The 24,004-nt window shown below is 41.9% G+C and carries 18 protein-coding genes; 15 read left to right on the top strand and 3 right to left on the bottom strand.

Features of this window, described 5'->3' with window-relative positions:
• Positions 1–10: 10 nt before the first annotated feature.
• From KO530_RS22195 to KO530_RS03825, 5 genes are read left to right on the top strand one after another with little or no spacing between them, the layout of a single operon-like run.
• The gene (locus tag KO530_RS22195) at positions 11–2,566 is read left to right on the top strand and encodes a M4 family metallopeptidase (protein WP_216047080.1); all 2,556 of its coding nucleotides are present in this window, start codon (positions 11–13) and stop codon (positions 2,564–2,566) included.
• A gap of 47 nt (positions 2,567–2,613) precedes the next feature.
• Complete coding sequence (locus KO530_RS03840) at positions 2,614–4,911, top strand: protein kinase domain-containing protein (protein ID WP_216047079.1); 2,298 nt, start codon at positions 2,614–2,616, stop codon at positions 4,909–4,911.
• 55 nt (positions 4,912–4,966) lie between these two features.
• Positions 4,967–7,426: a serine/threonine-protein kinase gene (locus tag KO530_RS03835; RefSeq protein ID WP_216047078.1), complete on the top strand. Its 2,460-nt coding sequence runs from the start codon at positions 4,967–4,969 to the stop codon at positions 7,424–7,426.
• 56 nt (positions 7,427–7,482) lie between these two features.
• Positions 7,483–7,815, top strand: coding sequence for a hypothetical protein (locus tag KO530_RS03830; protein WP_216047077.1), 333 nt, complete (start codon positions 7,483–7,485; stop codon positions 7,813–7,815).
• Positions 7,815–10,118: a protein kinase domain-containing protein gene (locus KO530_RS03825; protein WP_216047076.1), complete on the top strand. Its 2,304-nt coding sequence runs from the start codon at positions 7,815–7,817 to the stop codon at positions 10,116–10,118. Before KO530_RS03830 ends, KO530_RS03825 begins: the two co-directional genes overlap by 1 nt.
• A 107-nt stretch (positions 10,119–10,225) precedes the next feature.
• Here KO530_RS03825 and KO530_RS03820 read toward each other — a convergent pair whose 3' ends face one another.
• On the bottom strand, positions 10,226–10,693 hold the full coding sequence (locus KO530_RS03820; RefSeq protein ID WP_216047075.1) for a CreA family protein: 468 nt from the start codon (positions 10,691–10,693) through the stop codon (positions 10,226–10,228).
• 35 nt (positions 10,694–10,728) lie between these two features.
• On the bottom strand, positions 10,729–11,403 hold the full coding sequence (locus tag KO530_RS03815; RefSeq protein ID WP_216047074.1) for a nitroreductase family protein: 675 nt from the start codon (positions 11,401–11,403) through the stop codon (positions 10,729–10,731).
• Between the two features lie 267 nt (positions 11,404–11,670).
• Between KO530_RS03815 and KO530_RS03810 the strand changes: the two genes are divergently transcribed.
• The 10 genes from KO530_RS03810 (at position 11,671) to yjjX (ending at position 22,915) form a co-directional block, all read left to right on the top strand.
• Positions 11,671–12,846 carry a thiolase family protein gene (locus KO530_RS03810; RefSeq protein WP_216047073.1) on the top strand — a complete coding sequence of 392 codons (1,176 nt, stop codon included), beginning with the start codon at positions 11,671–11,673 and terminating at the stop codon, positions 12,844–12,846.
• 484 nt (positions 12,847–13,330) lie between these two features.
• On the top strand, positions 13,331–14,131 hold the full coding sequence (locus KO530_RS03805) for a substrate-binding periplasmic protein (protein ID WP_252728818.1): 801 nt from the start codon (positions 13,331–13,333) through the stop codon (positions 14,129–14,131).
• 117 nt (positions 14,132–14,248) lie between these two features.
• Positions 14,249–15,262, top strand: coding sequence for a hypothetical protein (locus KO530_RS03800; RefSeq protein ID WP_354667858.1), 1,014 nt, complete (start codon positions 14,249–14,251; stop codon positions 15,260–15,262).
• A gap of 150 nt (positions 15,263–15,412) precedes the next feature.
• The gene (locus KO530_RS03795) at positions 15,413–17,167 is read left to right on the top strand and encodes an ABC transporter transmembrane domain-containing protein (protein WP_216047071.1); all 1,755 of its coding nucleotides are present in this window, start codon (positions 15,413–15,415) and stop codon (positions 17,165–17,167) included.
• Between the two features lie 122 nt (positions 17,168–17,289).
• Positions 17,290–17,958 (top strand): ABC transporter ATP-binding protein, encoded by a 669-nt coding sequence (locus tag KO530_RS03790; RefSeq protein WP_216047070.1) that lies wholly within the window; start codon positions 17,290–17,292, stop codon positions 17,956–17,958.
• Positions 17,948–18,928 (top strand): HlyD family secretion protein, encoded by a 981-nt coding sequence (locus KO530_RS03785; protein ID WP_216047069.1) that lies wholly within the window; start codon positions 17,948–17,950, stop codon positions 18,926–18,928. Before KO530_RS03790 ends, KO530_RS03785 begins: the two co-directional genes overlap by 11 nt.
• A 1-nt stretch (position 18,929) precedes the next feature.
• A complete protein-coding gene (locus KO530_RS03780; RefSeq protein ID WP_252728817.1) occupies positions 18,930–19,934 on the top strand; it encodes an HlyD family secretion protein in 1,005 nt (334 codons plus the stop codon).
• The gene (locus tag KO530_RS03775; protein WP_216047068.1) at positions 19,931–21,121 is read left to right on the top strand and encodes an efflux RND transporter periplasmic adaptor subunit; all 1,191 of its coding nucleotides are present in this window, start codon (positions 19,931–19,933) and stop codon (positions 21,119–21,121) included. The genes KO530_RS03780 and KO530_RS03775 overlap by 4 nt, the downstream gene beginning before the upstream one ends.
• A complete protein-coding gene (locus tag KO530_RS03770) occupies positions 21,118–22,356 on the top strand; it encodes an ABC transporter permease (protein WP_216047067.1) in 1,239 nt (412 codons plus the stop codon). The genes KO530_RS03775 and KO530_RS03770 overlap by 4 nt, the downstream gene beginning before the upstream one ends.
• A 16-nt stretch (positions 22,357–22,372) precedes the next feature.
• On the top strand, positions 22,373–22,915 hold the full coding sequence (gene yjjX, locus KO530_RS03765; protein WP_216047066.1) for an inosine/xanthosine triphosphatase: 543 nt from the start codon (positions 22,373–22,375) through the stop codon (positions 22,913–22,915).
• 118 nt (positions 22,916–23,033) lie between these two features.
• On the opposite strand, the gene KO530_RS03760 is transcribed toward yjjX, so the two are convergent.
• Positions 23,034–23,654 (bottom strand): hypothetical protein, encoded by a 621-nt coding sequence (locus KO530_RS03760; RefSeq protein WP_216047065.1) that lies wholly within the window; start codon positions 23,652–23,654, stop codon positions 23,034–23,036.
• Between the last annotated feature and the right edge of the window lie 350 nt (positions 23,655–24,004).

Raw genomic sequence — 24,004 nt, 5'->3', positions numbered from 1 at the left:
ATCATAAGTGGTGAAATACTTTGCCTTAATCGCTGTTTTCATTAGCTTCACTAATATTGCGGCTCAGCAGTTTGAAGAAACTGGGAGGGGAAGTGCCACAGCGCTGCAAGCCCCTCGTCTAGAAACCTCATTTGAGCCTGTTGATACGCCTATTCAGTCAGAGCAAGATCTGAATGGCTGGGTGAGTGAGAATAAAGCGCTTTTAGGGATGTCTGATGCTGCGCAAATACAAATACTGCAAAGTACCCAAGAAGATAACGGCTACAGCATCTATCGGATTCAACAGAAACTAAATAATATTGATGTATTTACCCATCAGTCAGTATTGGTTTTGTCACAAGGGCAACCTGTTAGTGCTCACTTAATGACGACTGATTTGCCTGCACCCGCTGCGCCAAGTATGGCGAGTTTACAACAAACGGTAACGGCCACTTTAGCTGAGTTAAAAATTGAATACCAAGACCAACCTGAGGTTGAACCTGTATATTTCAAAGTTGCCAAAGAACTGCTCGCAGCAGCCGTAGTGCGTGGCAAATTCAAAAAAAATCAATTGGACTATTTATATACTTTGGTTATTTCTAGTAACGGTTCTGTACTTAAAGAAATCCCCAATCGCCTTGATTTTAGTTATGGTTTGATTGATGTCGATGAAATGTGCGCTGTGGTTGGTTATGACCGCCCAACGACCATAGTTGAACTATTGATAATGGCTGATAGTGGCTACATTCAGGCTTATCCGCCAGCTGAATCCCAGTCTATGGCAAGTTCTACCAGTGAGCGAAAATTAGCCGCTATGCTAGATGATGCTAATTCCTATTTAACAACTCTGTTTGGCCATTCTGGCATCGATAGACATGACAATGTGCAAGTTTTGGCTTTTGTTGGTAATAAATTTTATGAAGAAAGTCTGAGTTGTGCTGGTAACAATACCACTAACGCATTTTGGACTGAACTGAGTGACTCACTTGGTTTAATGCAGATACATGCTCCCTTATTACAAAATCCTGAAGTTATCATGCACGAACTCACCCACGGTATTGTGGCTTATGGGGCAGGGCTGATTTATCAGCAAGAGTCGGGCGCATTAAACGAAGCTATTGGTGACGCTATTGGCGTAGGTTTCGTCAGTTGGCAGAACAAGCGGTTAAACTCACCAGCCTCTTCTGATTGGAAGTTAAGGCTAGGTAACCAAGTAATACGTGATTTCAGCTACCCAACCCGAATTCAAGATATGCCTGATCATTTCAGTGAACGCTACACTGGCAGCAAGGATTACGGTGGCGTTCATATTAATTCATCTATTATTAACCATGCTTTTTATTTGCTCGCCGAAGGGGGAGTTCATCGGCGTTTGGGGGGCGACAACGTTCCTAAAATCGGGATGAAAAAAGCGTTGTTAATTTGGCAGTATGGTGCCACAAAAATCTTAACGCAAACCTCGGATTTTCAAGATGCTCGTTATGCCTTTGCTAAATCGGCTGAAATTATTTTTGGCAAATACAGTGAAGAAAGAACAGCAGTGCACATGGCATTTGACGCCATTGGTGTAAAAGGTCGTTGGACTAAAAACGAGCCACCGCCTAAACCAGATCCTAAACCTGCTCCCAAGCCAGATCCTAAACCTGACCCTAAGCCAGATCCTAAACCCGATGCAATTCCAAAACCGGATACAAAGCCAGAGTCTACTGCCGAAATAAGTAACCAAGTGCTGTTGTTAACTGTCCTTTGCTTATTTTTATTGTTCGTTGTTTTGTTTTTTATGCTCAAAAAATCTCGCCCAGGTAAAGCGGACAATTCGGAATTCGCTCCCTATAATCTAAATTTAGACACTAACGGCGATAAAGGTCAGTCTGGAAAAGCTGGCAAATTGAATGCTGAGCTAACCGGTAATTATGGGTTTTTATTGGTTGATGACAAATATTACTCGTTGTCGAATGCAGCCTTGTGTGGCAAAGGAATCACCGTTGGCCGTTCTGATTCGGCAACTATTTCTATTCAGTATCCTTCTGTTTCTAGTTTTCATATACGTTTGTTTTTGCACGACAAGTTCTTGTATGTAGAGGATTTAGGCTCAACTTACGGGACCTTCGTAAACGCTGAAAAAGTGACTAAACATCAAGCGGTACGGCTAAATATAGGTGATGAAATTCTGCTTGCTGATTTGCCGTGTCATATTACTGATAGCAAACAATCGGCGGCCAAAAACGCTAAACAAACTGCGAATATCTCGTCCACTTTAACCTTGCAAACCGACAAAGGTCGGTTTCAAATTCACAGTGAAAAAATGTCAGATGAGGGAGTTACAATTGGCCGAGATACTGCTTGTCAGCTGGTTATTCCCCATGACTCGGTTTCAGGGACTCATGGCAAATTTACCTTTAAAAATGATACATGGTGTTTTCAAGATTTAGATTCTTCTTACGGATCATTTTTGAAAAACAACAACCAGGCTGAACAGCTGGAAAAGTTTTCAGAGCAAGAACTTGTAAATGGTGCAGTGTTGTATTTAGCTGATTTCAAAATTGCAGTGGGTGTTGAGCAGGATGACGGCAAAATTAGGCTCTAGTCATTTTTTAAATTATCGATAAGTTAAGGCATTAGGGGGGAAACATAGTGGATGAAAATATATTAGCATTGCCGCAAGGTACAAAGCTAAATCATTACATTATTGAATCTGTTTTAGGCCAAGGCGGTTTTGGTGTGGTGTACAAAACGCATCATGCTCACCTAGATGATGAAGCGGTAATTAAAGAGTTTTTACCGGTCGAGTTAGCGAGTCGTCAAGGTCAAACTGTGTCTCCCCATAGTTCTTCTAAATATGACCTGTATGCTGATTGCTTAAATCGTTTTATGCGAGAAGGCGCCACCTTAGTTCGACTTAAGCATAAAAATGTTGTCCGTTGTAGAGATCTTTTCACCGCCAACGGTACGGCTTACTTGGTGATGGATTTCGAAGATGGTTTAGCCTTAGATGAACTTATTAGTAGCCTAGAGTCCCAAGGACAGCATTATTCCGAACAACAGTTGATGCATTTTTTAATACCTCTAGCTGATGGATTAGCATACATCCACAGCCAAGGAGTATTACATCGTGATATTAAGCCCGCTAATATTTTCATTCGTCGCAGCACAGGTTTACCTGTACTTATTGACTTTGGCGCGGCAAAACAGAATTTCGCTTTAGCATCTCAATCACAGGCTCCTTATACTGAGTTTTATGCGCCAATGGAACAAATTGAAGGTGGTGGAGAAGCCAAAGCAACCATTGATATTTATGCGTTTGGTGCACTTATGTATCGTATCGTAACCGGCACTGTTGGGGTTAAGGCCGAGAGTCGTGCGCTGGCCATGGTGATAGGCAAAGATGATCCTCTTGCCCCAGCCGCGAGTTTGGCCAAAGCGGATTATTCTGAATCTTTTCTAACCCTGATTGATGATTGTTTAAAGTTTAAGGCCGAAGATCGGCCTCAGACAATGGCTGAGGTAAAACAAAGGTTACAGCTTATTGCTGAGCCATTTATTGAGGTTATCTCGGATCCTGCTCCTCAGCCGTTTCATTTACTCAATGATTTAATCGATATGGCCGGTAGTGATGGCATTATCTCGGAAAGTGCAATGCGATTAATTCTGAGTAAAGCTAAAACACTGAATATTGATGCCGAAGCAGCTAAAGGTTATATATTAACCAAAGCCGCAGCAAATCATTGGAAAATAGACGATAGCACGACTAATGCTCCTGAGAAGGACAGCAGACCGTCAACAAGCAGCGCTGATAAGCCGGAGCCTCCGTTCAAGAAAAAGCCTGAAAAAACCAACAAAGTTGCTCTTCAAGAGGAGCAGAATAAAGCTAAAAAAACATCCTCTTTTAAAGCCAAGCTTCTAGCGAGTCTTGTATTTGTAGGCATTTTAGTAGCTCTGCCAGCGATTGTGGATTATCAACAGGAACAAGAACGAAATCGATTAGCAGCGTCCTACCAACAACAAAAAGAAAGCCTTGCATTAAAGCTTAAGGCAGAAGATGAAAATGCTTGGGCCAAAGCGAAATCAAGCAACACCGCAGCGGCTTATCAGGTCTATCTTGATACCCAGCAATTTGGTCAATATCGCAATGCCGCAAATAGCGCCATTGCCGAATTGAAAATCATACAGGAACAGCAGCAAGCTCGAATCAAAAGCGATGAAGCTGACTGGGCGATAGCGAAAAAAGGCAACTCTGCATTACATTATCAAGGTTATTTAGATAAAGGGTCCATTCGAATCCATCGACAAGAAGCATTAGATGCCTTAGCTGAATTAACCAAGCAAGGATTGAACCCTACTGATTCTAATGAACAATTTATCCTAGGTTATAACTTTGATTACGGTAAAGATGGTCGCCAACAGTCTTACGAACAAGCATTATACTGGTATAAAAAAGCTGCGGATCAGGGCGAAACTGGGGCGATGAATAATGCTGGGCTTCTGTATAAGTTAGGCCAAGGTGTTGAGCAGTCTTATTCTGAAGCAGTAAAGTTTTTCCGTAAAAGTGCTGAGCTTGGGAATGCCTATGGGGCAAATATTTTAGGGGCAATGTATAGAGATGGTATTGGGGTAACTCAGTCACATCAAGAAGCTAACAAATGGTTCAAAAAAGCGGTCGAAAAAGAATTAGCTTCTGCATACGTTAGCTATGGTTACCAATATTACAAAGGCCATGGTGTAACCCAATCTTATTCTGAAGCGTTAAAATATTATCGATTGGCAGCGGATCAAAATAACAGAGTCGGGCAGTACAATGTGGCGATCATGTATGAAAATGGTGATGCTGTCCCTCAATCCGAATCTGAAGCGATAAAATGGTATCGATTATCGGCCAAACAAGGGTATGAAAAAGCCCAAAAAGAGTTAGAAAACAGAAATCTAACTTGGTAACGCGGCAGAAATAATTAGTTGTGAATGCAATAATAATTAGAAAAAGAGTGTTGAAATGGAAAATATACTAGCGCTACCTATCGGAACTGAAATTAATCACTACGTTATTGAATCAGTGCTTGGTCAAGGTGGATTTGGTGTGGTGTATAAAGCTCACCACGCCCATTTAAACGAGCAAGTTGTGATTAAAGAATTTCTGCCTGTTGAGCTAGCTAGTCGCCAAGGGGAAACTGTGACGCCCCATGGCACTTCGAAACAAGATGTATATGGAGATTGCTTAAGACGTTTCATGGAAGAGGGGCGTACTTTGGTAAAACTGCGCCATCCTAATGTTGTACGTTGCCGTGATTTGTTTACGTCCAATGGTACAGCTTATCTCGTTATGGACTTTGAAGATGGTTTAGCGCTAGATGAACTTATTAGTAGCTTAGAGTCCCAAGGTCAGCATTATTCGCAAGAACAATTGATGCATTTTTTGCTGCCCTTGGCTGATGGGCTGGCTTATATCCATAGTCAAGGTGTGCTGCATCGCGATATTAAGCCTGCTAACATTTTTATCCGTCGTAGTGACGGTTCACCAGTTCTTATCGATTTCGGTGCAGCCAAACAAAACTTTGCTTTAGCTTCGCAATCGCAAGCCCCATACACAGAATTTTATGCGCCTATGGAGCAAATTGAAGGCGGTGGTGAGGCCAAACCTACTATCGACATCCATGCGTTTGGCGCCTTGATTTATCGTATTGTAACAGGTGAAAAGGGAACTAAAGCAGAAAGTCGAACTTTAGCGTTTGCCATGGGAAAACCCGATCCTTTAATTCCGGCGATTGAGCTGCAAAAAGGCGAGTTTAGTCAATCATTGCTCAAACTTGTAGATGATTGTCTGCAGTTTAGGGCAAATGATCGTCCGCAAACTATGCAAGAAGTGAAAGACCGATTACTGAAAAGCGCTAATAACAGCGAAGACGATAGCGCCCAGCCTTTGAATTTGCTTGCAAAATTAGATGATTTAATTGCGCTTGCAGGTAGCGATGGTGAGATCAGTGAAGCGGAAATGAAACTGATCTTGGATAAGGCTGTTATGTTGACCATTGATCCTGTCGAGGCGCAACAATATGTAGTCTCTAAAGCGACGCAACACGGTTGGCGATTTGCCAACGGGGTTGAGCAAACAGCAACGGAACAACCGTCTGCTACTCCAATTCCCACGCCGTCGCCAACACCTCCGCCGCCTGCACCCGCTCCCCCTAAGCCGACTCCAACAGCAGATCCTGTTTGGCCAGCCAACGAAAAAGTGGAATCTTCCGGAGGATTAAAATGGTTGGCTTTGATTATTGTACTTGCTCTGGTTTCAGGTGGCAGTTTCTATGGCTATTCACTCTATGAAGAAAAGCAGCAAGAATTAGCTAAACAAGAGCGTTATTTAAAGCAAAAACAACGTGAGCTCGATAATCAAAGACAGCAGCAAGCTGAAATATTAGCAAAACAACAAGCCGAACAGCATAAAAAGGAAGAGGACGATCAAGCATGGTCGGCAGCGGTAAAACTAAACTCCCGTTCCTCCTATCAACATTATCTTGATGTGCAAACTGAAGGACGCTACCGCACATCTGCTCAAAATCGTATTGACCAATTTGAAAGAGTGGCGAAACAACGTCAAAGCGAATCGGCCGATAAAACCGCTTGGAACAAGGCTAAAGAAGCTAATACAGCGATGGATTATGATGGATATCTAAACACATACCCATCTGGAATTTATCGATCTTTGGCTGAAGCAGCTTTACGGAAATTGACAAATGAAGGATTGAACCCCGCAGATGCTGAGAAGCAATTTGATTTAGGTAACAATTATCGTACTGGTAATGACTCTGATATTCCTGTTTCGTACGAGCAATCTGTGTATTGGTATAAACGTTCGGCCGACCAAGATCACGCAAATTCTGCGAATAACTTAGGTTATATGTACGAAAACGGCTATGGCGTTAGTAAGTCTTTAACTGAAGCTGCAAAATGGTACGCAAAAGCCGCTAATTTAGGCAGTAAATACGGACAGAATAACCTTGGAATATTATACAGAGATGGGGATGGAGTGAAGCAATCTTACTCCAATGCACTCTATTGGTTGCGTAAATCAGCGGAGCATGATCACTCACCCGCACTGCATAACTTAGGTAATCTGTATCGAGATGGTAAAGGCGTGACACAATCCCATACTGAGGCGATTAAATGGTATCGAAAAGCAGCAGACCTAGGGAATGCCAGCGCACAAGTTAGTTTAGGTTTGCAATACGAAAGAGGGGATGGCGTCCCGGTATCAAATACCGATGCTGTTTATTGGTATCGCAAGGCAGCTGAACAAGGCAATCAATGGGGACAATACGATTTAGGTCTTAGTTATGAGTTTGGTCGCGGTGTAAATACCTCGTTATCGACGGCTATCGAATGGTATAAAAAAGCAGCCAAGCAAGGCCACGAGGATTCCCAAAAAAGGTTAACCGACAAGGGATATACTTGGTAAAGCCATTATGTTGAATATTAAAAATAGTAATAATTCCAAGGGCTGTTTATAGCTAAATGACTGATCATGTATTTGCTTTACCTACAGGGACAGAGCTTAATCATTATGTGATTGAATCTGTGTTGGGACAGGGTGGTTTTGGCGTTGTGTACAAAGCACAGCATGCTTTGCTGCGCCAAATGGTGGTGATTAAAGAGTCCTTGCCTTTTGCATGTTCCAGTAAAATGAGTGCTAGCTACAATAAAGCCGTGGAATGGCATAAAAAAGCGGCGCGAGCTGGAAATCCCTCCGCAAAAGATGCCTTAAGCGGCAGAGGGATTTTATCGAGAGTACGATTGCGCGAACAGGAATATATAATGAAGAACGGAACGTTAAGGTGTAATAATTGATGGATGAGAATATTTTAGCGCTGCCTCAAGGCACCCCGTTAAATCACTATGTTATTGAGTCGGTACTTGGCCAAGGTGGGTTTGGCGTGGTGTATAAAGCTCATCATGCCCATTTAAATGAAGAAGTGGTCATTAAAGAGTTTTTACCGGTAGAACTTGCAAGTCGGCAGGGCACAACAGTGGTGCCCCATGGGACTTTGAAACAAGATGTGTACAGTGATTGTTTGCGTCGATTTATGGAAGAGGGTCGCACATTAGTGAAGCTGCGGCACCAAAATGTTGTGCGTTGTCGAGATCTGTTTACCGCCAATGGGACTGCTTATTTGGTGATGGATTTTGAAGACGGGTTAGCGCTAGATGAATTGATCACCAGTTTGGAAGCCCAAGGTCAACGGTATTCACAAGAGCAATTGCTGCATTTTTTATTACCTATGGCCGATGGTTTAGCTTACGTACATCAGCAAGGTGTATTACATCGCGACATTAAACCTGCGAATGTGTTTATCCGTCGTTCCGATGGTTCACCTGTGTTAATTGATTTTGGCGCGGCCAAACAGAATTTTGCGTTGGCATCTCAGTCGCAAGCTCCTTACTCAGACTTTTATGCACCTATGGAGCAGATTGAAGGCACTGGTGAAGCTAAGCCCACAGTGGATATTCATGCTTTTGGTGCACTAATGTATCGTATCGTTTCGGGTACCGCAGGTATCAAAGCTGAAAGTCGCATATTGGCCATAGTGAGTGGCCGAGAAGATCCGTTGAAATCTGCAACCAGTTTTACCGATTTAGGCTATTCAACTCAGTTGTTAACCCTAATTGATGACTGTTTGAAATTTAAGCCCTTAGAACGTCCGCAAACAATGTTAGAAGTTAAGGCGCGTTTGTTAGCCAGTGTTGAAATTGATGGAAGTGAAGCGGCACAGCAGCAAAACCCGCTTTCATTATTGGATGATATGCTTGAATTAGCTGGTTCTGATGGTGTGGTTAGTGAGACAGAAATGGCGATGCTGGTTAGTAAAGGCATCAGCTTAGGCGCCGACGAATCGGCCGTGCGTAAATACGTAGTGGCAGAGGCGACGCGTAATGGCTGGAAGCTTGAAATCGCTGGTCAGGACGACCCAAAACGACGTTCAACTAAGCACACAGCTCAAGGTGATGAAGGTGCCGGCGATCTTGCTGGCAAAGATATTAATCATACTTTAGCGTACACGTTGGAAGATTCCGTTCAGGAAAATACCGTAGATATCAATTTCAGTAAAATCGTATCTTGCCAAACCTGTGTTGCCAAAGGAGCTGTTAACTCCTCTTGTTCGGTCTGTAAAGGAAAAGGCTTAGTCGCCCAGAATCAAGCATTGCGAGTCAAAATTCCGCAAGGCGTGATGACCGCCGATCGCATTCGTTTAAAGGGTGAAGGCAATGTGACCAGCTTTGCTGGAACCGCTGGTGATTTATATATCGTAATAGCGATCCAGCCTCACTCGGTATTTACTATTCAAGGGCAAGATTTGCATGCCTCTATTAGGGTGTCTGAGGATCAACTCATCGCCGGCAATCAAATACCTTTTACCGCCCTTGATCGACAGTTTAAATTAAAAGTCCCCGAGGGCTATAAAAACGGACAAGCTATTCGCTTAAATGGAATCGGACTGCCATTCGGCGCGGAAACGCGGCTGCGTGGTAGCCTCTTCCTCAGCTTAGAGCCATCAGACACGGGAACTACCGAAACGACAGTTACCGAAGATGGTGCAGTTGTTATCGTACTAGAAAAGAATAGTCCAGCGATTACTAACGGGATCGCCCAACAAAATATTGGTATAGAAACCTTGGGAAGCACCTTGACTCCTCTGGTAACTAAAGGCACTAATTTAGCTAATCCTGTATCGCAGACTTTTTCTACCTCAGAAGATAATCAGCAGCTAATTTCTCTTAATCTATACCGGGGAAATAGCAACAAATTGAGTAAATCTGTGTTCTTAGGTTCCTTTGATATCAGTGATATTTCGCCAGCTACAAAGGGGATTCCCAAAATTGAAGTGTCTGTGTATTGCCAAGGTAGCGACATTTTGATGAAGGTGAAAAGCTTAGACGGGAAACCACTGCGTTTGAGCAGCGAAAATCATGTAAATTTACAAACCATCCAGTCTCAAAGTACAAAATCAGCAAATAGTCATACAACCGAACAAGTCGCTGAAAAGTCAACAGACAACAAAACATACACTAAGGCTGGCATTTTTTGGCGAATCTTAGCTTGGGTACTGTTTGTATTGAGCGTGAAAACCTTAATTTCTGTGATGATGAATTAGCATTTCACTGAGTTAAGACAAAAGCTCAATGACGTGACCCCCCAATCATTGAGCTATTCAATAATTGGGGGGATAACCTTAACTAACTGAACGTTGATATTTGTTTGTTAGTTAACAGTTAGTTTTTTAGGATAGGCTGCGGTGCCCCACAAAGGCACCGTAGACAAACTGTGTTTATAACTGCCAGAGGTTTCTTTAGTTGAATATGAAAGATACATCAGGGTTTGTGATTTTGGGTCAAAAATCCGTCTCACTTTCATATTTTTGAAAAAGATGCTTTTCGATTTTTTAAACACCACTTCACCGGAATCAGACTTATCAATTTGATTAATCATCTGCGCGGTAATCTCTCCGGTTTGACGGCAAGCAATTGAACTATCGGAGGGATCCGATAAATCCAAATTAGCTTCGATACTTGAAATATGACAAGTCACTCCGGTTACGATGGGATCTTGTAAGGCATCTAATTTAATGTCTTTTGTGGTAAATACACCTAAAGATACATCGCCCACTTCATTGTCACTACATGCGGATATACTCACTGTTGCGAGTAGCACGATAATCAATTTTTTCATTCTGTTAGTCCTTATAGGTACTTGAATTTGCATCGTTATAAAAATGTGCAGATCTCTGATAACGCTTTTTTGCTCTGTGCATGTTTAGGCACAGTGGCATCGGTGTCTGGGTAACCTGCTATTAATAACATGTAAGGTCGCTCATCGTCTGGTCGGTTGCAAATTTTTGATAAAAATGACATGGGTTTAGGTGTATGGGTTAAGGTAACTAAGCCTGCATGATGCAAAGCGGTAATTAACATACCTGTCGCGATACCTACAGATTCATGAACATAATAATTAGTGTGTTTTTCTCCTGTCACCACACCGCCTTTTTTCTGACTAAATACGGCGATTAACCAAGGAGCGTGCTCTAAATAGGGTTTTTGCGCATCCGTTCCCAAAGGTTTAAGAGCATCAAGCCATTCTTCACCTGCACGTCCAGCATAAAATCCTTGCTCATGCTGCTCGGCTTGCTCTCTAACTTGTTTTTTTACTTCGGATGAATGTATTGCCACAAAATGCCAAGGTTGATGATTGGCACCACTTGGTGCTGTGCCTGCTGCTTTTATGCAATTTTCTATAATCGATTGCGGTACGCTACGATCACTAAATTGGCGAACACTATGACGGCGTTTGATATTTTCGTAGAAGTCTTGCGCGCGTTTTTGCATCTCGTCGACAGAGTATTCAATATAATCAGTTAATGGTGTTGCATCATGTTGTTTCATCGATATCCAGTTTTGCTTAAACTCAATAGGTCCTTTCTTCAAGCAATGAGTATATCTAGATATCAATTAAGACAGCAAATTTACTCTGTGTTGCAGTAAGTGAAATAGTACCAAAGTTATACTCTCTAATATGACAATGATCATTGATCTCTGCATAATATTGCTCTAGTTTGCTTCTACAATTTTGAAGGCAAACAATTGGCAGACATCAAAAGTCTTGTTCTCAGGACGTTTTGAGCTGCTAATTCAGCATAAGAGGTTATAAAAATGAGTAATGATTCTATTGTTATTGTATCTGCTAAACGCACCGCGATGGGCGGCTTTATGGGTAGTTTATCAGCCGTAGATGCAACCGAATTAGGTGCCACAGCGGTTAAAGCTGTTTTGGGTGATGTAGATAAAAATATCATCGACGAAGTCATCATGGGTTGTGTACTACCTGCTGGTTTAGGTCAAGCGCCTGCTCGACAAGCGACATTAAAAGCTGGATTACCATTAAGCACTGGAGCGTTGACGATCAATAAAGTCTGTGGCTCTGGCATGAAAGCGGTTATGTTGGCAAACGATCTTGTCACTGCCGGATCTGCGCAAGTGGTTATTGCCGGCGGTATGGAAAGCATGAGTAATGCACCTTACATTTTGCCTAAAGCCCGCGGCGGTTATCGAATGGGACACGGCCAAGTCATCGATCACATGATGATGGATGGTCTCGAAAATGCGTATGATGGAAAGGCAATGGGGTGTTTCGCTCAAGATACTGCTGACGCAGAGTCTATCACCCGTGAACAAATGGATGACTTTGCTCTGTCTTCTCTAACCAAAGCGTCGAATGCAATAGAAAGTGGCGCGTTTAAAAATGAAATTACTCCACTAACGATTAAAACTCGTAAAGGAGAAGTGGTTGTAGACACAGATGAAGGACCAGGTAATGCAATGCCGGATAAAATTCCTAAACTGCGTCCTGCATTTAAAAAAGACGGCACTGTAACTGCAGCTAATTCTAGCTCGATCTCTGATGGTGCTGCTGCATTATTGATTATGAAAGAAGCTAAAGCACAAGAACTTGGATTAACGCCTTTAGCTAAAATTGTAGGTCACTCAACCAACTCCATTAAACCTGAAGACTTTACGGTCGCCCCAGTTGGTGCAATGGAAAAATTGTTTGCTAAAACTGGTTGGGACAAAGAGGATGTTGATTTGTTTGAAATCAACGAAGCTTTTGCCATGGTGACCATGTTAGCCATTACTAAACTGGGTTTAGACAGCAACAAAGTAAATATTAACGGCGGCGCTTGTGCTTTAGGCCATCCAATTGGCGCGTCTGGTGCTCGACTTATCGTTACCCTCCTACATGCTTTACAAAACAAAGGTCTAAAAAAAGGTGTTGCCTCGCTATGTATTGGTGGTGGTGAAGCTACCGCTATCGCGGTTGAAATGTGTTAGTCCTGTAGGCGGGCGCTTTAGCCCCGCTTAGATAGGCCAGCTAAATCCATGGGCTAATTCCACGGGCTAATTCCATGGCCTAAAGGCCATGCTACAGGGTTGGGTTGTAGGTGGGGGCTTTAGCCCCGCTTAGATAGGCCAGCTAAATTCATGGGTTATCTCCGTGACCTAAATCCATGGCCTAAAGGCCATGCTACAGGGAAGGGTTGTAGGCGGGTGCTTTAGCCCCGCTTGGATAGGCCAGCAAAATTCATGGGTTATTTCCGTGGCCTAAATCCATGGCCTAAAGGCCATGCTACAGGGATGGGTTGTAGGTGGGCGCTTTAGGCTAATTATTCTCAAAATACGCATATTTCTTTAGGGAATTTTATTTCTAATATTTCAATTTTTATCGATTCTATTATATTCTAAGTCATTCACTTCATTGACTAAAACAGTGTTTCGTTTATTGACAACTGCAGGGATTTTGCGAATGGGTAGATGTATGGTCGTTAGTTTAATAACTATGTCTTTATTAACCTATTCAAGTTTAAGTATAGGTCAGCAAAATAGTTTATCTTCTCATCAAAACAATAAAGTTGAATTAACCACAGGATCTAATTACTACCCATATGTTGACCCTAAAGCAATCGATGACGGTTGGTCAGTATCAATAATAAAAGCAGTATTTGAGCAAATGGGGAAACAGGTCGATATTGAGATTCTGCCTTGGCAGCGGGGTTATAAATGGACCGCTGAAGGGCAATATGAAGGGACTTTTCCGTATGTTTTTACCGAACAAAGAGCAAAGACTTTTATCTATTCCAAACCTATTAACTTGATTCCTGTCAGAATATATACAAATAAAAATAAGAATGTAATGTCGTTAGCGGAATTAAAAAAAGCCCGTTTATGTTTGCCCCATGGTTACAGTCTGAGCCGCGAACAAGTTGCATTAATTGACAAGCATCAACTGATAATCCAAAACGCATCGACGGCTGGTGGATGCGTGATGCAAGTGGCAAAAGGTTGGAGTGATTTGGGGTTTATCAATGGTTATCTACAAAGTGAAAATAACGCTACACTTTTTACAAAACTTTCTAACGTCAATGTGCTGCAAATCCCTGTGGCTAATGTTCCACTTTTTTATATTGTCTCTCGTCAGTTCAAAGATGCACAGCAACATATTGATCGTTTTAACGAAGCTTTGGCATTTATTGAGAAATCCGGTAAGAGACGCGAAATAGATCAACAATTTGAATCCTTTCTTAACGTATCTGAATCCCCCATTAGTTTGCAGTACTGAGTGTGGCATTTTTTGTTAATTTTCATTTTTAGCGCAAACTCTGTAAGCCATAGTGATTATAACTATTCTCAAGTAGAATCGAGTTCTATTCAAATCGTTGCGTTGTAGGAACCTGATGTGCGCAAAGCTGTAAAGTCTCGTCTCGCTTTTTTGATTATCGCTGTTATTTGCTATAGCGCCGGTTTTTACTTTCTTCCTGAACAACTTAATAGCGAAACTGACACAATTTTAAGTGCTGGTTTTGCAATAGTTTATTTTCTACTTCTACCCATTCTGTATTGGTTATTAATTATCAAGGCAGGCAATCAAAAGCCTTGGAAGATGATCTTAATTTTTTCGCTAAGTGCAGGTATCGCACGTTTTAGTTTTGCTGCACAGATCGCTGATTATTTTGAATTTGTTATGTGGTTACGAATTCCGATTATTGGTATTTTGCTGGCCATCGAATTTTTCTTAATCGCCCACGTGATCAAATCGCTCTGGAAGGCACGAAAACTCAAAGGTGATCCAAGAGTGCATATGATCAACAGCATTAACAGTGATGATGATGAGAAAAAGCAACAACTCTCCATCACGCTCTCCTATGAGCCCGCTAGTTGGTATTACTGCCTACCATTTTTGTCTCGCAATCATCCGCGCCCAGTGACGCATTTGAAATTATTATCCCGTTATCCTTTGCATTTTATTTGTATGTTATGCGGTTTAACGCTAGTTGCTGGTCTTACCTATATGCTAATTGCCACTATCAGTGAATTGGTTGCACTAATTGTGGCTTCTTTTATTAGCTATTCAATTATTTCTATCTGTGCAAACTATCGAATAAGTCGTTACCACTCGGTGTATTTTTTAGACAACAATTTAGTATTGAATTCATCGTTTTTGTCTATCATGGTTATTCCGTTATTAACCATAAAAACCGTCGATACTGGGTGTTGGAATAAACAAGAATTGACCGAATCGCTAATTTTAGGGCGAGGTAAAACCGCTAATATATTACTCACTTTTAATCATGAAATAAGTTATTTTTCGATGATGGGCATGCTCAATGAGCCTTTTAATAAAGTGTATCTTTCGGTAGAAGACCCCGCTGCGCTAAAACAACAAATACAAGATAAAATAAACTTGGGATAGCCAGCATAAATAAAAAACAACTCTTTGTGGTTAGGTGAAGTAATCAACAAAAATACACTCCACTGTTTTTAAGGTGCATTGAGCTGAATTATCATTACAAGTAAGGTAAGTTTAAGTAGGATAAACAAAACCTATTTGCAATGAGTACACATGTCGTCCGAAAAAATTCAAACCCGTCAGTTAATCAGTTGGATTTTTAGTCAACTCAAACCTTATCGCCGTAGAGTTGTGTTAGCTATTCTAGCGTTAATTGTGGGCGCAGTGTCTTGGCTGATGCTTGGTCAAGGTGTCAAAGTCGTCGTTGATGAAGGCTTTTTGGCCAATAACAGTGACAAACTAAATCAAATGGTGTTTGTGGTTTTGGGGATTGCTTTGCTTGGTAGTTTAGCAGCGTTTTTTCGGTTTTATTTAATGATATGGCTAGGCGAACGGGTCAGTGCCGATATTCGAAAACAAGTATATTTCCATCTTTTGAATCTCTCCCCAGGCTTTTTTGAATCAACCCGAACCGGTGAAGTGATTTCGCGGTTCACCGCAGATACAACAGTGTTGCAAACTGTGGTGGGTATGGGCCTATCCATGGCATTGCGAGCGTCAATCACCTTTATTGGCTCGATGTTGTTGATGTTTATTACCAGTCCTTTACTTACTTTATACGTTTTGATTGCTGTGCCCTTAGTGCTCCTACCGATTAAGTTCTTAGGCGCAAGAGTACGTATTTACGCTCGAAATAGTCAGGATCGTGTTGCCGATATGGGCGCATATGTGGATGAAAGTTTGCACGAAATTCAAACTGTACAAGCCTATACCCATGAAGGTATCGACCGTCGTTTATTTGCTGACCGTATTGAGGCAGTGATGTTGGCTGCTAGTCATCGAATAAAATATCGCGCGCTAATGATTTCATTGGTAATGGGGATCAGTATTACTGCTATTACCATTGTTGCTTGGTTAGGCGCTAAAGAGGTGCTAAGTGCTGGGGTTAGCGCCGGCGAGCTTACTGCATTTATGTTTTATGCGGTAATGGCCGGCGGGGCTGTGGCTACAATAAGTGAAGTGATTGGTGAAATTCAAAAGGCGGCAGGGGCAAGTGAGCGCTTATTGGAATTACTCAATACTCGACCGCTTATTGAAGCACCGGCGAAACCTCAATTGTTACCCGAGGTTATTTCAGGACGCTTAGATATTCTAGACGTTAATTTCGCTTATCCTAGCGCTGAGCAAGTAGCGGTTCTTAAACATCTTAACTTACAAATAGAACCTGGTGAGCGGATAGCCTTAGTGGGTCCTAGCGGTGCCGGCAAATCGACCTTGTTTCAACTGCTATTAAGGTTTTACGATATCACTAGTGGCAGTATTCAAATTGATGGTTTTCATTGCCACATGTTGTCGCCGGATGATCTGCGTAAACAATTTGCACTAGTACCTCAAGAATCGGTTATTTTCGCAACCAATGCTCTTGAAAATATCCGTTATGGTCGACCAGATGCGACTATGGATGAGGTAATTGAAGCTGCAAAAGCGGCTAGGGCGGATAAATTTATTGGTGAATTACAAGACGGATATTTTACCGATTTAGGTGAAAGAGGTGTTAGATTATCAGGTGGACAGAAACAACGAATTGCGATTGCCAGAGCGATATTGGCTGATCGACCAATTTTATTGCTCGACGAGGCCACAAGTGCGTTGGACGCCACCAACGAACAACTGGTCAAGCAAGCTCTAGATAAATTAATGGATGGAAAAACCACGCTGATTATTGCCCATCGATTATCTACAGTGGTGAATGCCGATAGAATAGTGGTTATGGACAAAGGTGAAGTAGTCGCAATTGGAAGCCATCATGAATTAATGCAAGGCAACAGTGTGTACCGACAGTTCGCCGAATTGCAACTCGTCAGTTGACGAGTAGTTATATTATAAACGGTTAAATCTGCATAATATCATTGTAAAAATACGCCAATTTTTACGTTGATTTAGGGTGACTGGTCTAGTCATCCGCATATTATTAGGAACCCATATCTAAAATGCTACAACTCATTGATATTAAAAAACAGTTTCAAAATGGTGAGGAAATCGTCACTGCCTTAGATGGCGTTACACTCAACATACATGAAAATGAATTTGTTGCGGTAATGGGCAGTTCGGGATCAGGAAAATCGACTTTAATGAATGTGCTGGGGTGTTTAGATACGCCTAATCAAGGTCAGTACTTACTAGCAGGTCAAGACGTCGCCAAATTAGACGATGATACCCTCTCTGGCATCCGCAATACCCATATTGGTTTTATATTTCAAACCTTTCACCTATTACCGAAACTTGATGCATTAGGTAACGTACTTTTGCCCTTGCGCTATGCCGATACCAGCGAAGAGGAAGCGATGCAACGGGCGTTAGGGTTAATAGATAGGGTGGGAATAAGTCACCGAAAACATCATAAGCCTTTTGAAATGTCGGGAGGACAACGGCAGCGTGTGGCGATCGCTCGAGCGCTCATTAACCAACCCAAAGTGATCTTGGCTGATGAGCCTACCGGAAACTTAGACAGCAAAACCTCGGTTGAAATTATGGCATTGCTAACAGAATTGCATCAAGCAGGCCAAACCATCGTAATGGTCACCCATGAAGAAGAAATTGCGACTTATGCGCAACGGGTTATCAGAATGAAAGATGGGAAGATCATTGATGAACATTAATTTGGTTTTTTTCATTGCCGTGCTTGCTGTGAGTATATTTAGTCATCCTGTTCTGGCAAAAGGTGAATCATTACTGCTGACAGGTAAAATCAGTTCAGCCAAAAAACAAGTTGTCACCGCGCCGCGGGGACGCAGTTGGAACATTCAGATTCAATGGTTAGAAGAAGAAGGCAAAATGGTGGAAGCCGGTGACTTAATTGCTGTTTTCGATGGTTCCTTAATCCAAAGCCAGTTAGAAGCCAATGAAGAGACCTTAGAGACTGAGCAGCTCGAATTAACCCAAATAACAATGGACTTGGAACAAGAGTATCTAGAAGCGCAAGGTGCGTTGACTATTGCCCAAATGCGGGTGGAACAAGCCAAAATTGAGGCTAACGTGCCTGAATCCCAAGTTAGTCAGTTAGATAAAGGTAAATTTGAGCTGACCTTACAACGTACGCAAATGGAGCTGATTAAAGCGGAAGAAAACCTAAAGTTAGCCGAACAAGCCTTGCTTACGGGCGTTGAAAAGCAACGAATTCAGATACGATTAATTGAAGATGAAATTCGTTATCAACGCAGTCAAATGGAAAAAATGAGTGTTACTGCCAATTTTAAAGGTCCTATTAGTTACGCTATTCATCCTTGGTCGGGTGAAAAAATGGCGGCTGGAATTAACGTGCGTGCGGCATGGAATATTATCGATGTTCAAGCCACTGACAATTTCCAAATTGAAAGCTGGGTGCATGAAATTGATGTGGAACGTTTAAAAGCGAACAAAAATGTTGAGTTAGTGTTGGATGCTTATCCGAGCAAAAAATTCAAAGGTAAACTGACCTTCTTGTCTACACAAACAGAAAAGAAAGTACAGTGGAGCAATAGTGTTTACTACCCGGTGATTTTTCAATTTGTTGATACCCCTGAATTAACCTTATTGCCAGGTATGAGTGTGCGTGTGGATGTTCCACCGCTAACCCGCGGAGATAATTAGCATGCAAATTCAGTATTCTTTATTGTTTTTAATCTTGTTCGCCGTTGTCACTGTGACAAGCTGTTCAAAAGTCAGCGTTGCAATAAGCGAAAAAGAGCGAGTAAACGAACCCATAGTAGCGCCTGCTGAATTGGTTTCGCTGCACGATGCACCTATAGGGCCACCGAGTGTTAGTCGGATGTGGCAGTTTAAAATTGAATATTTAGCGCCAGAAAACACCTTGCTCAAAAAAGGTGACTTAGTGGTTAAATTTGATGGCGATAAACTCATGGAGGATCTCGTTAGTAAACAAAGTGATTTAGACGCCGCAATTAAAGAGTCTGAGAAACGTAAACTCAAAGAACAAGCGACCGAGAAAGACCTTGAATTAGCCATGGCTGAAGCAAAAATGAATATGGAAATCTCTGAGCGTAAAGTCGCAATTACCGATGCATCACGTTCTGAAGTTGAGCGCTTAAAGCAAGTCTCAGAATATGAAATAAATAAAGTTTTATATCAACAGGCCATACAAAAACTAGCACAAAACAAAGAGCGCATGATCATTAATGGAGAAGTACAAAATGGGCGAATTAAAAAATTAGCGCTAAGAGTCAAAAATATACAAGACAGTCTAGACAAACTAGTCGTAAAGGCACCCAAAGATGGGTTAGTGGTTTATCAAGTCGATAACGATGACAATAAACCTGCTGTTGGTGATACCGTCTCTATGGGACGTCCTTTGGTAACGTTACCGTCGTTGGATAAATTGGCCGTGAAAGTCGAATTTGATGAATCGGATTCATCTGTCGTGAAAGTAGGACAGCAGGTCAAAGTGGTGTTAGATGCCCACCCTGAAAAGCCCTACGCCGGCACCATCACCTCGCTTGGTCAAGCCTATCGAAACCGTTCTCAGCATAACCTCAAGGTAGTCTTTGATGCTTGGGTGAAGCTCGATAAGCTAGATCTAGATAAAATGCGACCGGGCATGAAAGCCAATGTGCAATTACTTAGTGAGGAACGCACATGAACAGACTGTCATACTATTTTATCGCCCTCTCAATGCTTATTTTAACCGGCTGTGAAGAGGAGGTGACAAAGATTCCCACCTTCGAAGTGAACGCCAGACCCTTTGATATTACCCTCAATGGTTTTGGTGAAATCGAAGCTGTGCATGCCCAAAAAATTGTTTCTCCAGGCAGACGTCCAATGGTGTTGTCTTGGCTTGCTGATGAAAACACTAAAGTGAAAAAAGGCGATATTATTGCCCGTTTTGACGCAGAGCAACTGCTGGTGGATAGCAAAGAAGAAGAATTACGCATGGCGTTATTCAGTCAGGATATCATTCAAAGCGAAGCCGAACGTTTTCAACAACAAAATGACATCCTCTCCGAGCAAGAATTCGTAGACTATGAGTTTGAATTCGCAGATAAATTTGCGATAGATGATTTACGTGTTTATTCCAAATTGGAAATTATTGATTCCTTCCAAAATCGTGATTTTTTAGGTGCTAAAGATAACTTTTTGGACTGGAAAAAGGACAGTGTCGACGAGCAAAATAAGAGTAATGTTGGGGTGTTGGAAATAAAACGAAAAGGCCATGAAATCAAATATCTACGCCATCAACAAGCGTTATCGCAATTACAAGTTTTTGCCCCTAATGATGGACTACTTACCTACGAAAAAGACCGTATGGGGGAAAAACCTTCTGTTGGTCAAACGGTGTTTCCGGGGCGTCCGATTGCCAAAATTCCTAATTTAGATAACATGCAAGCCCGCGTGTTTGTATTAGCCAAAGACGCCATCAGTTTAAAATCTGGCATTGACGTTAAAGTGTCTCTAGATGCGTTCCCTGATCGAACCTTTGATGGCAAAGTGGCCAGTGTATCAGGTTATCCTCGCTCCATTGAAAGAGGAAATCCTGTCACCTATTACGAATTAGTAGTTGAACTAACTCAACAAGATATTAGCCTAATGCAGCCCGGACGTAAGCTCAAAGCATCAATCTTAGTACAACCGGCCAAGCCCTCACTGTTAGTGCCTTTACAAGCTATTCATCATCAACAGGGACGAAATTTTGTGTATCTAAAAACGGCCCAAGGCTTTGAACAGCGTCAGATCACTACCAAACAAAAGAATTTGTATTTTGTGGAAGTTGAGAGCGGTTTAGTTGCGGGGGATGAGATTGCGTTGAGTTTACCGGAGCTTTCATCATGACTCGATATTGGACCTTGATAGCGGATGCAATAGCCGAATTGTCCGCGCAAAAACTAAGAACCTTTTTAACACTTTTAGGCATGATTTTCGGTGTCGGAGCGGTTATTGCGATGCTAAACATTGGTGAAGGTGCAGAAAACGAAGCGCTCAAGCTAATTGATTCTATGGGTGTCAACAATATCATAGTGCAAGGTTTAGATTACAATAAGAACGAACTGGTTGAGATTCGTGAAGAAAGCATGGGATTAACCATGGGAGATGTTCAGGCTGCCATGAGCACCTTGCCTTTCGTCGATGATTATAGTGCAAGCAAAAATATTAGAGTTCATGATATTTACAGTGATTATGGAAAATCTGGGGCACAGCTATTGGGCGTATCTAGCAGTTATTATAAACACGCTAACATGCGCTTAACCACAGGTCGCTTCACGGACCAACATGATAACGATAACTTGGCGCAAGTGGCTGTTCTGGGAGTTGATGCCGCTAAAGAACTATTTCCGCAGCAAGAAGCACTTGGGAAATACGTCAAAGTTAACCATATTTGGTTACATGTGGTAGGCGTTTTAGCGCCTCCACAGGGTAACAAAAATGAATTCCAGGGGGTAAAAATTGGCGGTGATCGCTATCGAATTTTTATCCCCATCGCCACCGCAGAACAAAAGTTAAAAAGTGAAAATTTAGCGAGCGAGTTAGATAGCATAAAACTTAGCATTGCAAAAACGACCGATCCTGTTGTGGCATCAAAAGCCGTGGCTGAATTGATGAAAATGCGCCACGGTGGCGTGCAGGATTATGAACTGATTATCCCCGCAGCTTTATTAGAGCAGCAAAAACAAACCCAAGAAATATTCAATATTGTCATGGCCTGTGTTGCCGGAATTTCTTTGTTGGTAGGTGGAATCGGCATTATGAATATAATGTTAGCCAATGTAATGGAAAGAACCACTGAAATTGGTTTATTGCGCGCAGTTGGTGCCCGCCAAATTGATATTAAGCAGCAGTTTTTAGCCGAAAGCTTCACTATTTCTGTGTTAGGTGGACTTTTAGGGGTATTTTTTGGCTTAGTACTATCCGAGATTATCGGCTTTTATTCGGGGTGGGCAGTGAGTTGGTCTTTAACTGCAATTGTTTTATCCTTGTCTATTTGCATGATTGTGGGGGTTGGATTTGGTGTATTTCCGGCGATAAAAGCCTCGAAACTTAATCCAATAGAAGCCCTGCATTCAGATTAACGATTAGGCGTAGTTAATGGAATTTGAAAACAATACAGTAGTAGCCATTGTTGGCTCAAAAAACCCGGTGAAAATTAGCGCATTTAAAGATACATTGGCTAGAGTTTTTCCACAGCAACAGATTGATTGTCGAGGGGTTGATGCGCCTTCGTTGGTCTCTGAGCAACCAATGTCAGAAAAGGAAACTTACCAAGGAGCAGTTAACCGAGTTAAGTTTTGTCAGTCTCATTTTAACGCTGATTTTTACGCGGCGATGGAAGGGGGAGTTGACAATTTTGAATACGGTCCAGCTACTTTTGCTTATGTGGTGGTTTCGGCTCAATCTAAATTGCAAGTGGGTAGAAGCGCTAACTTGCCAATACCTGAGTCTGTTTTTAGCCATTTACAACAAGGTGAGGAACTCGGTCCGTTGATGGACAAGCTTTTTGGTACCAGCAACATCAAACAAAAAGGCGGTGCGATTGGATTGTTAACCAATGGGCTTGAAACCCGTGGTGGCAATTATACACAGGCTCTAACCCTAGCCATGGCGCCTTTTCTGCACGCAGATCGATTTTAATCGCGATTGTTCAAGATTCGTTTGTAAGCGGGTGCTTTAGCCTCGCGCGATTAGTTTAACCTGAATGAAATAAATCCATGAGCTAAAGCCCATACTACAAGGGGAGGGGGATAACCCATCACCGACGTTTTAATCGTCTAATCGCAGCCAAGTTAAAACTCTTAAATAGTAAAATAATACCAGTAACGGTAAACAATAAAGCGGAGATAGAAAATGTGATTAATAACGGGTTATTAAAATTTTCTCGCTCGTCATAATCCATAATATGCAACATCCAAAAAAAATCAAAAATACGCCACAAATCACTTCTAATAGTCGTTAACTTTCCGCTTAACGGAGACACATACAATGTGGTATTCCAAGTATCATCAAATTTTAGCTGCCACACTTTTCCTTTGTTGCGAGAGGCTTCCATTGGAGCTTTAGCTAACAAATTTTGCTCGATAAGTTCGCCGCTTCCAAGATAATGTTGTTTTGCTATTGTTGCCGCTTTTTCAGCATTGATAATACCCATCAAATCGCCAGTTAAGCCATGGAATAATTGCTCACCAGACGCCGTCTGAACTGCGTAATAAGGCTCACCTAAAACTTGGGTATAGGAAATTCTATGAATAGAGTCGGAAATTCTAAGGCGAAGGGTATCTAGGGAGAAAGCATACTGTGTATTGTCGATTTCATAGTTTAGATTTTTGATTGCGAGATGATCTCCGTGCACCTTTTCCAAAGGTATAACACTCATCACTACACCACCTAAAATCCACAATAGAATTTGTACGGCAAGGAATAATCCTGCCCATTTATGTAGAAATCGTGAAACACGAAAGAGCTTTCTAATCATAATCTTAGGTTAAATGGGTAATCTATAGTCAGATTTACGCATGGATATAGATGAGTGTCAATTGAGCTTTTTGTTGCTGGCGGGTGCTTTAGTCCTGCGCGATTAGGGTAACCTGAGTGAAATGAATTCATGGGCTAAAGCCCATGCTACAAGGGTAAGGGGGAACACTTATCTTGTAGGCGGGTGCTTTAGCTCCGCGCAATTAGGTTAACCTGAATGAAATGAATCTATGGGCTAAAGCCTGAGGGATC

Origin of the sequence: Aliiglaciecola lipolytica (assembly GCF_018860635.1) — a bacterium.
Lineage (GTDB): Bacteria > Pseudomonadota > Gammaproteobacteria > Enterobacterales > Alteromonadaceae > Aliiglaciecola > Aliiglaciecola lipolytica_A.
The sequence above is the reverse complement of the archived record's forward strand: the minus strand, read 5'-3'. Positions and strand labels throughout refer to the sequence as shown.

Coding starts and splice junctions, on each gene's coding strand:
- KO530_RS03835 (WP_216047078.1), top strand. CDS start 4,967: ATGGAAAATATACTAGCGCTACCTATCGGAACTGAAATTAATCACTAC.
- KO530_RS03830 (WP_216047077.1), top strand. CDS start 7,483: ATGACTGATCATGTATTTGCTTTACCTACAGGGACAGAGCTTAATCAT.
- KO530_RS03825 (WP_216047076.1), top strand. CDS start 7,815: ATGGATGAGAATATTTTAGCGCTGCCTCAAGGCACCCCGTTAAATCAC.
- KO530_RS03820 (WP_216047075.1), bottom strand. CDS start 10,693: ATGAAAAAATTGATTATCGTGCTACTCGCAACAGTGAGTATATCCGCA.
- KO530_RS03815 (WP_216047074.1), bottom strand. CDS start 11,403: ATGAAACAACATGATGCAACACCATTAACTGATTATATTGAATACTCT.
- KO530_RS03810 (WP_216047073.1), top strand. CDS start 11,671: ATGAGTAATGATTCTATTGTTATTGTATCTGCTAAACGCACCGCGATG.
- KO530_RS03805 (WP_252728818.1), top strand. CDS start 13,331: ATGGTCGTTAGTTTAATAACTATGTCTTTATTAACCTATTCAAGTTTA.
- KO530_RS03795 (WP_216047071.1), top strand. CDS start 15,413: ATGTCGTCCGAAAAAATTCAAACCCGTCAGTTAATCAGTTGGATTTTT.
- KO530_RS03790 (WP_216047070.1), top strand. CDS start 17,290: ATGCTACAACTCATTGATATTAAAAAACAGTTTCAAAATGGTGAGGAA.
- KO530_RS03785 (WP_216047069.1), top strand. CDS start 17,948: ATGAACATTAATTTGGTTTTTTTCATTGCCGTGCTTGCTGTGAGTATA.
- KO530_RS03780 (WP_252728817.1), top strand. CDS start 18,930: ATGCAAATTCAGTATTCTTTATTGTTTTTAATCTTGTTCGCCGTTGTC.
- KO530_RS03775 (WP_216047068.1), top strand. CDS start 19,931: ATGAACAGACTGTCATACTATTTTATCGCCCTCTCAATGCTTATTTTA.
- KO530_RS03770 (WP_216047067.1), top strand. CDS start 21,118: ATGACTCGATATTGGACCTTGATAGCGGATGCAATAGCCGAATTGTCC.
- yjjX (WP_216047066.1), top strand. CDS start 22,373: ATGGAATTTGAAAACAATACAGTAGTAGCCATTGTTGGCTCAAAAAAC.
- KO530_RS03760 (WP_216047065.1), bottom strand. CDS start 23,654: ATGAGTGTTATACCTTTGGAAAAGGTGCACGGAGATCATCTCGCAATC.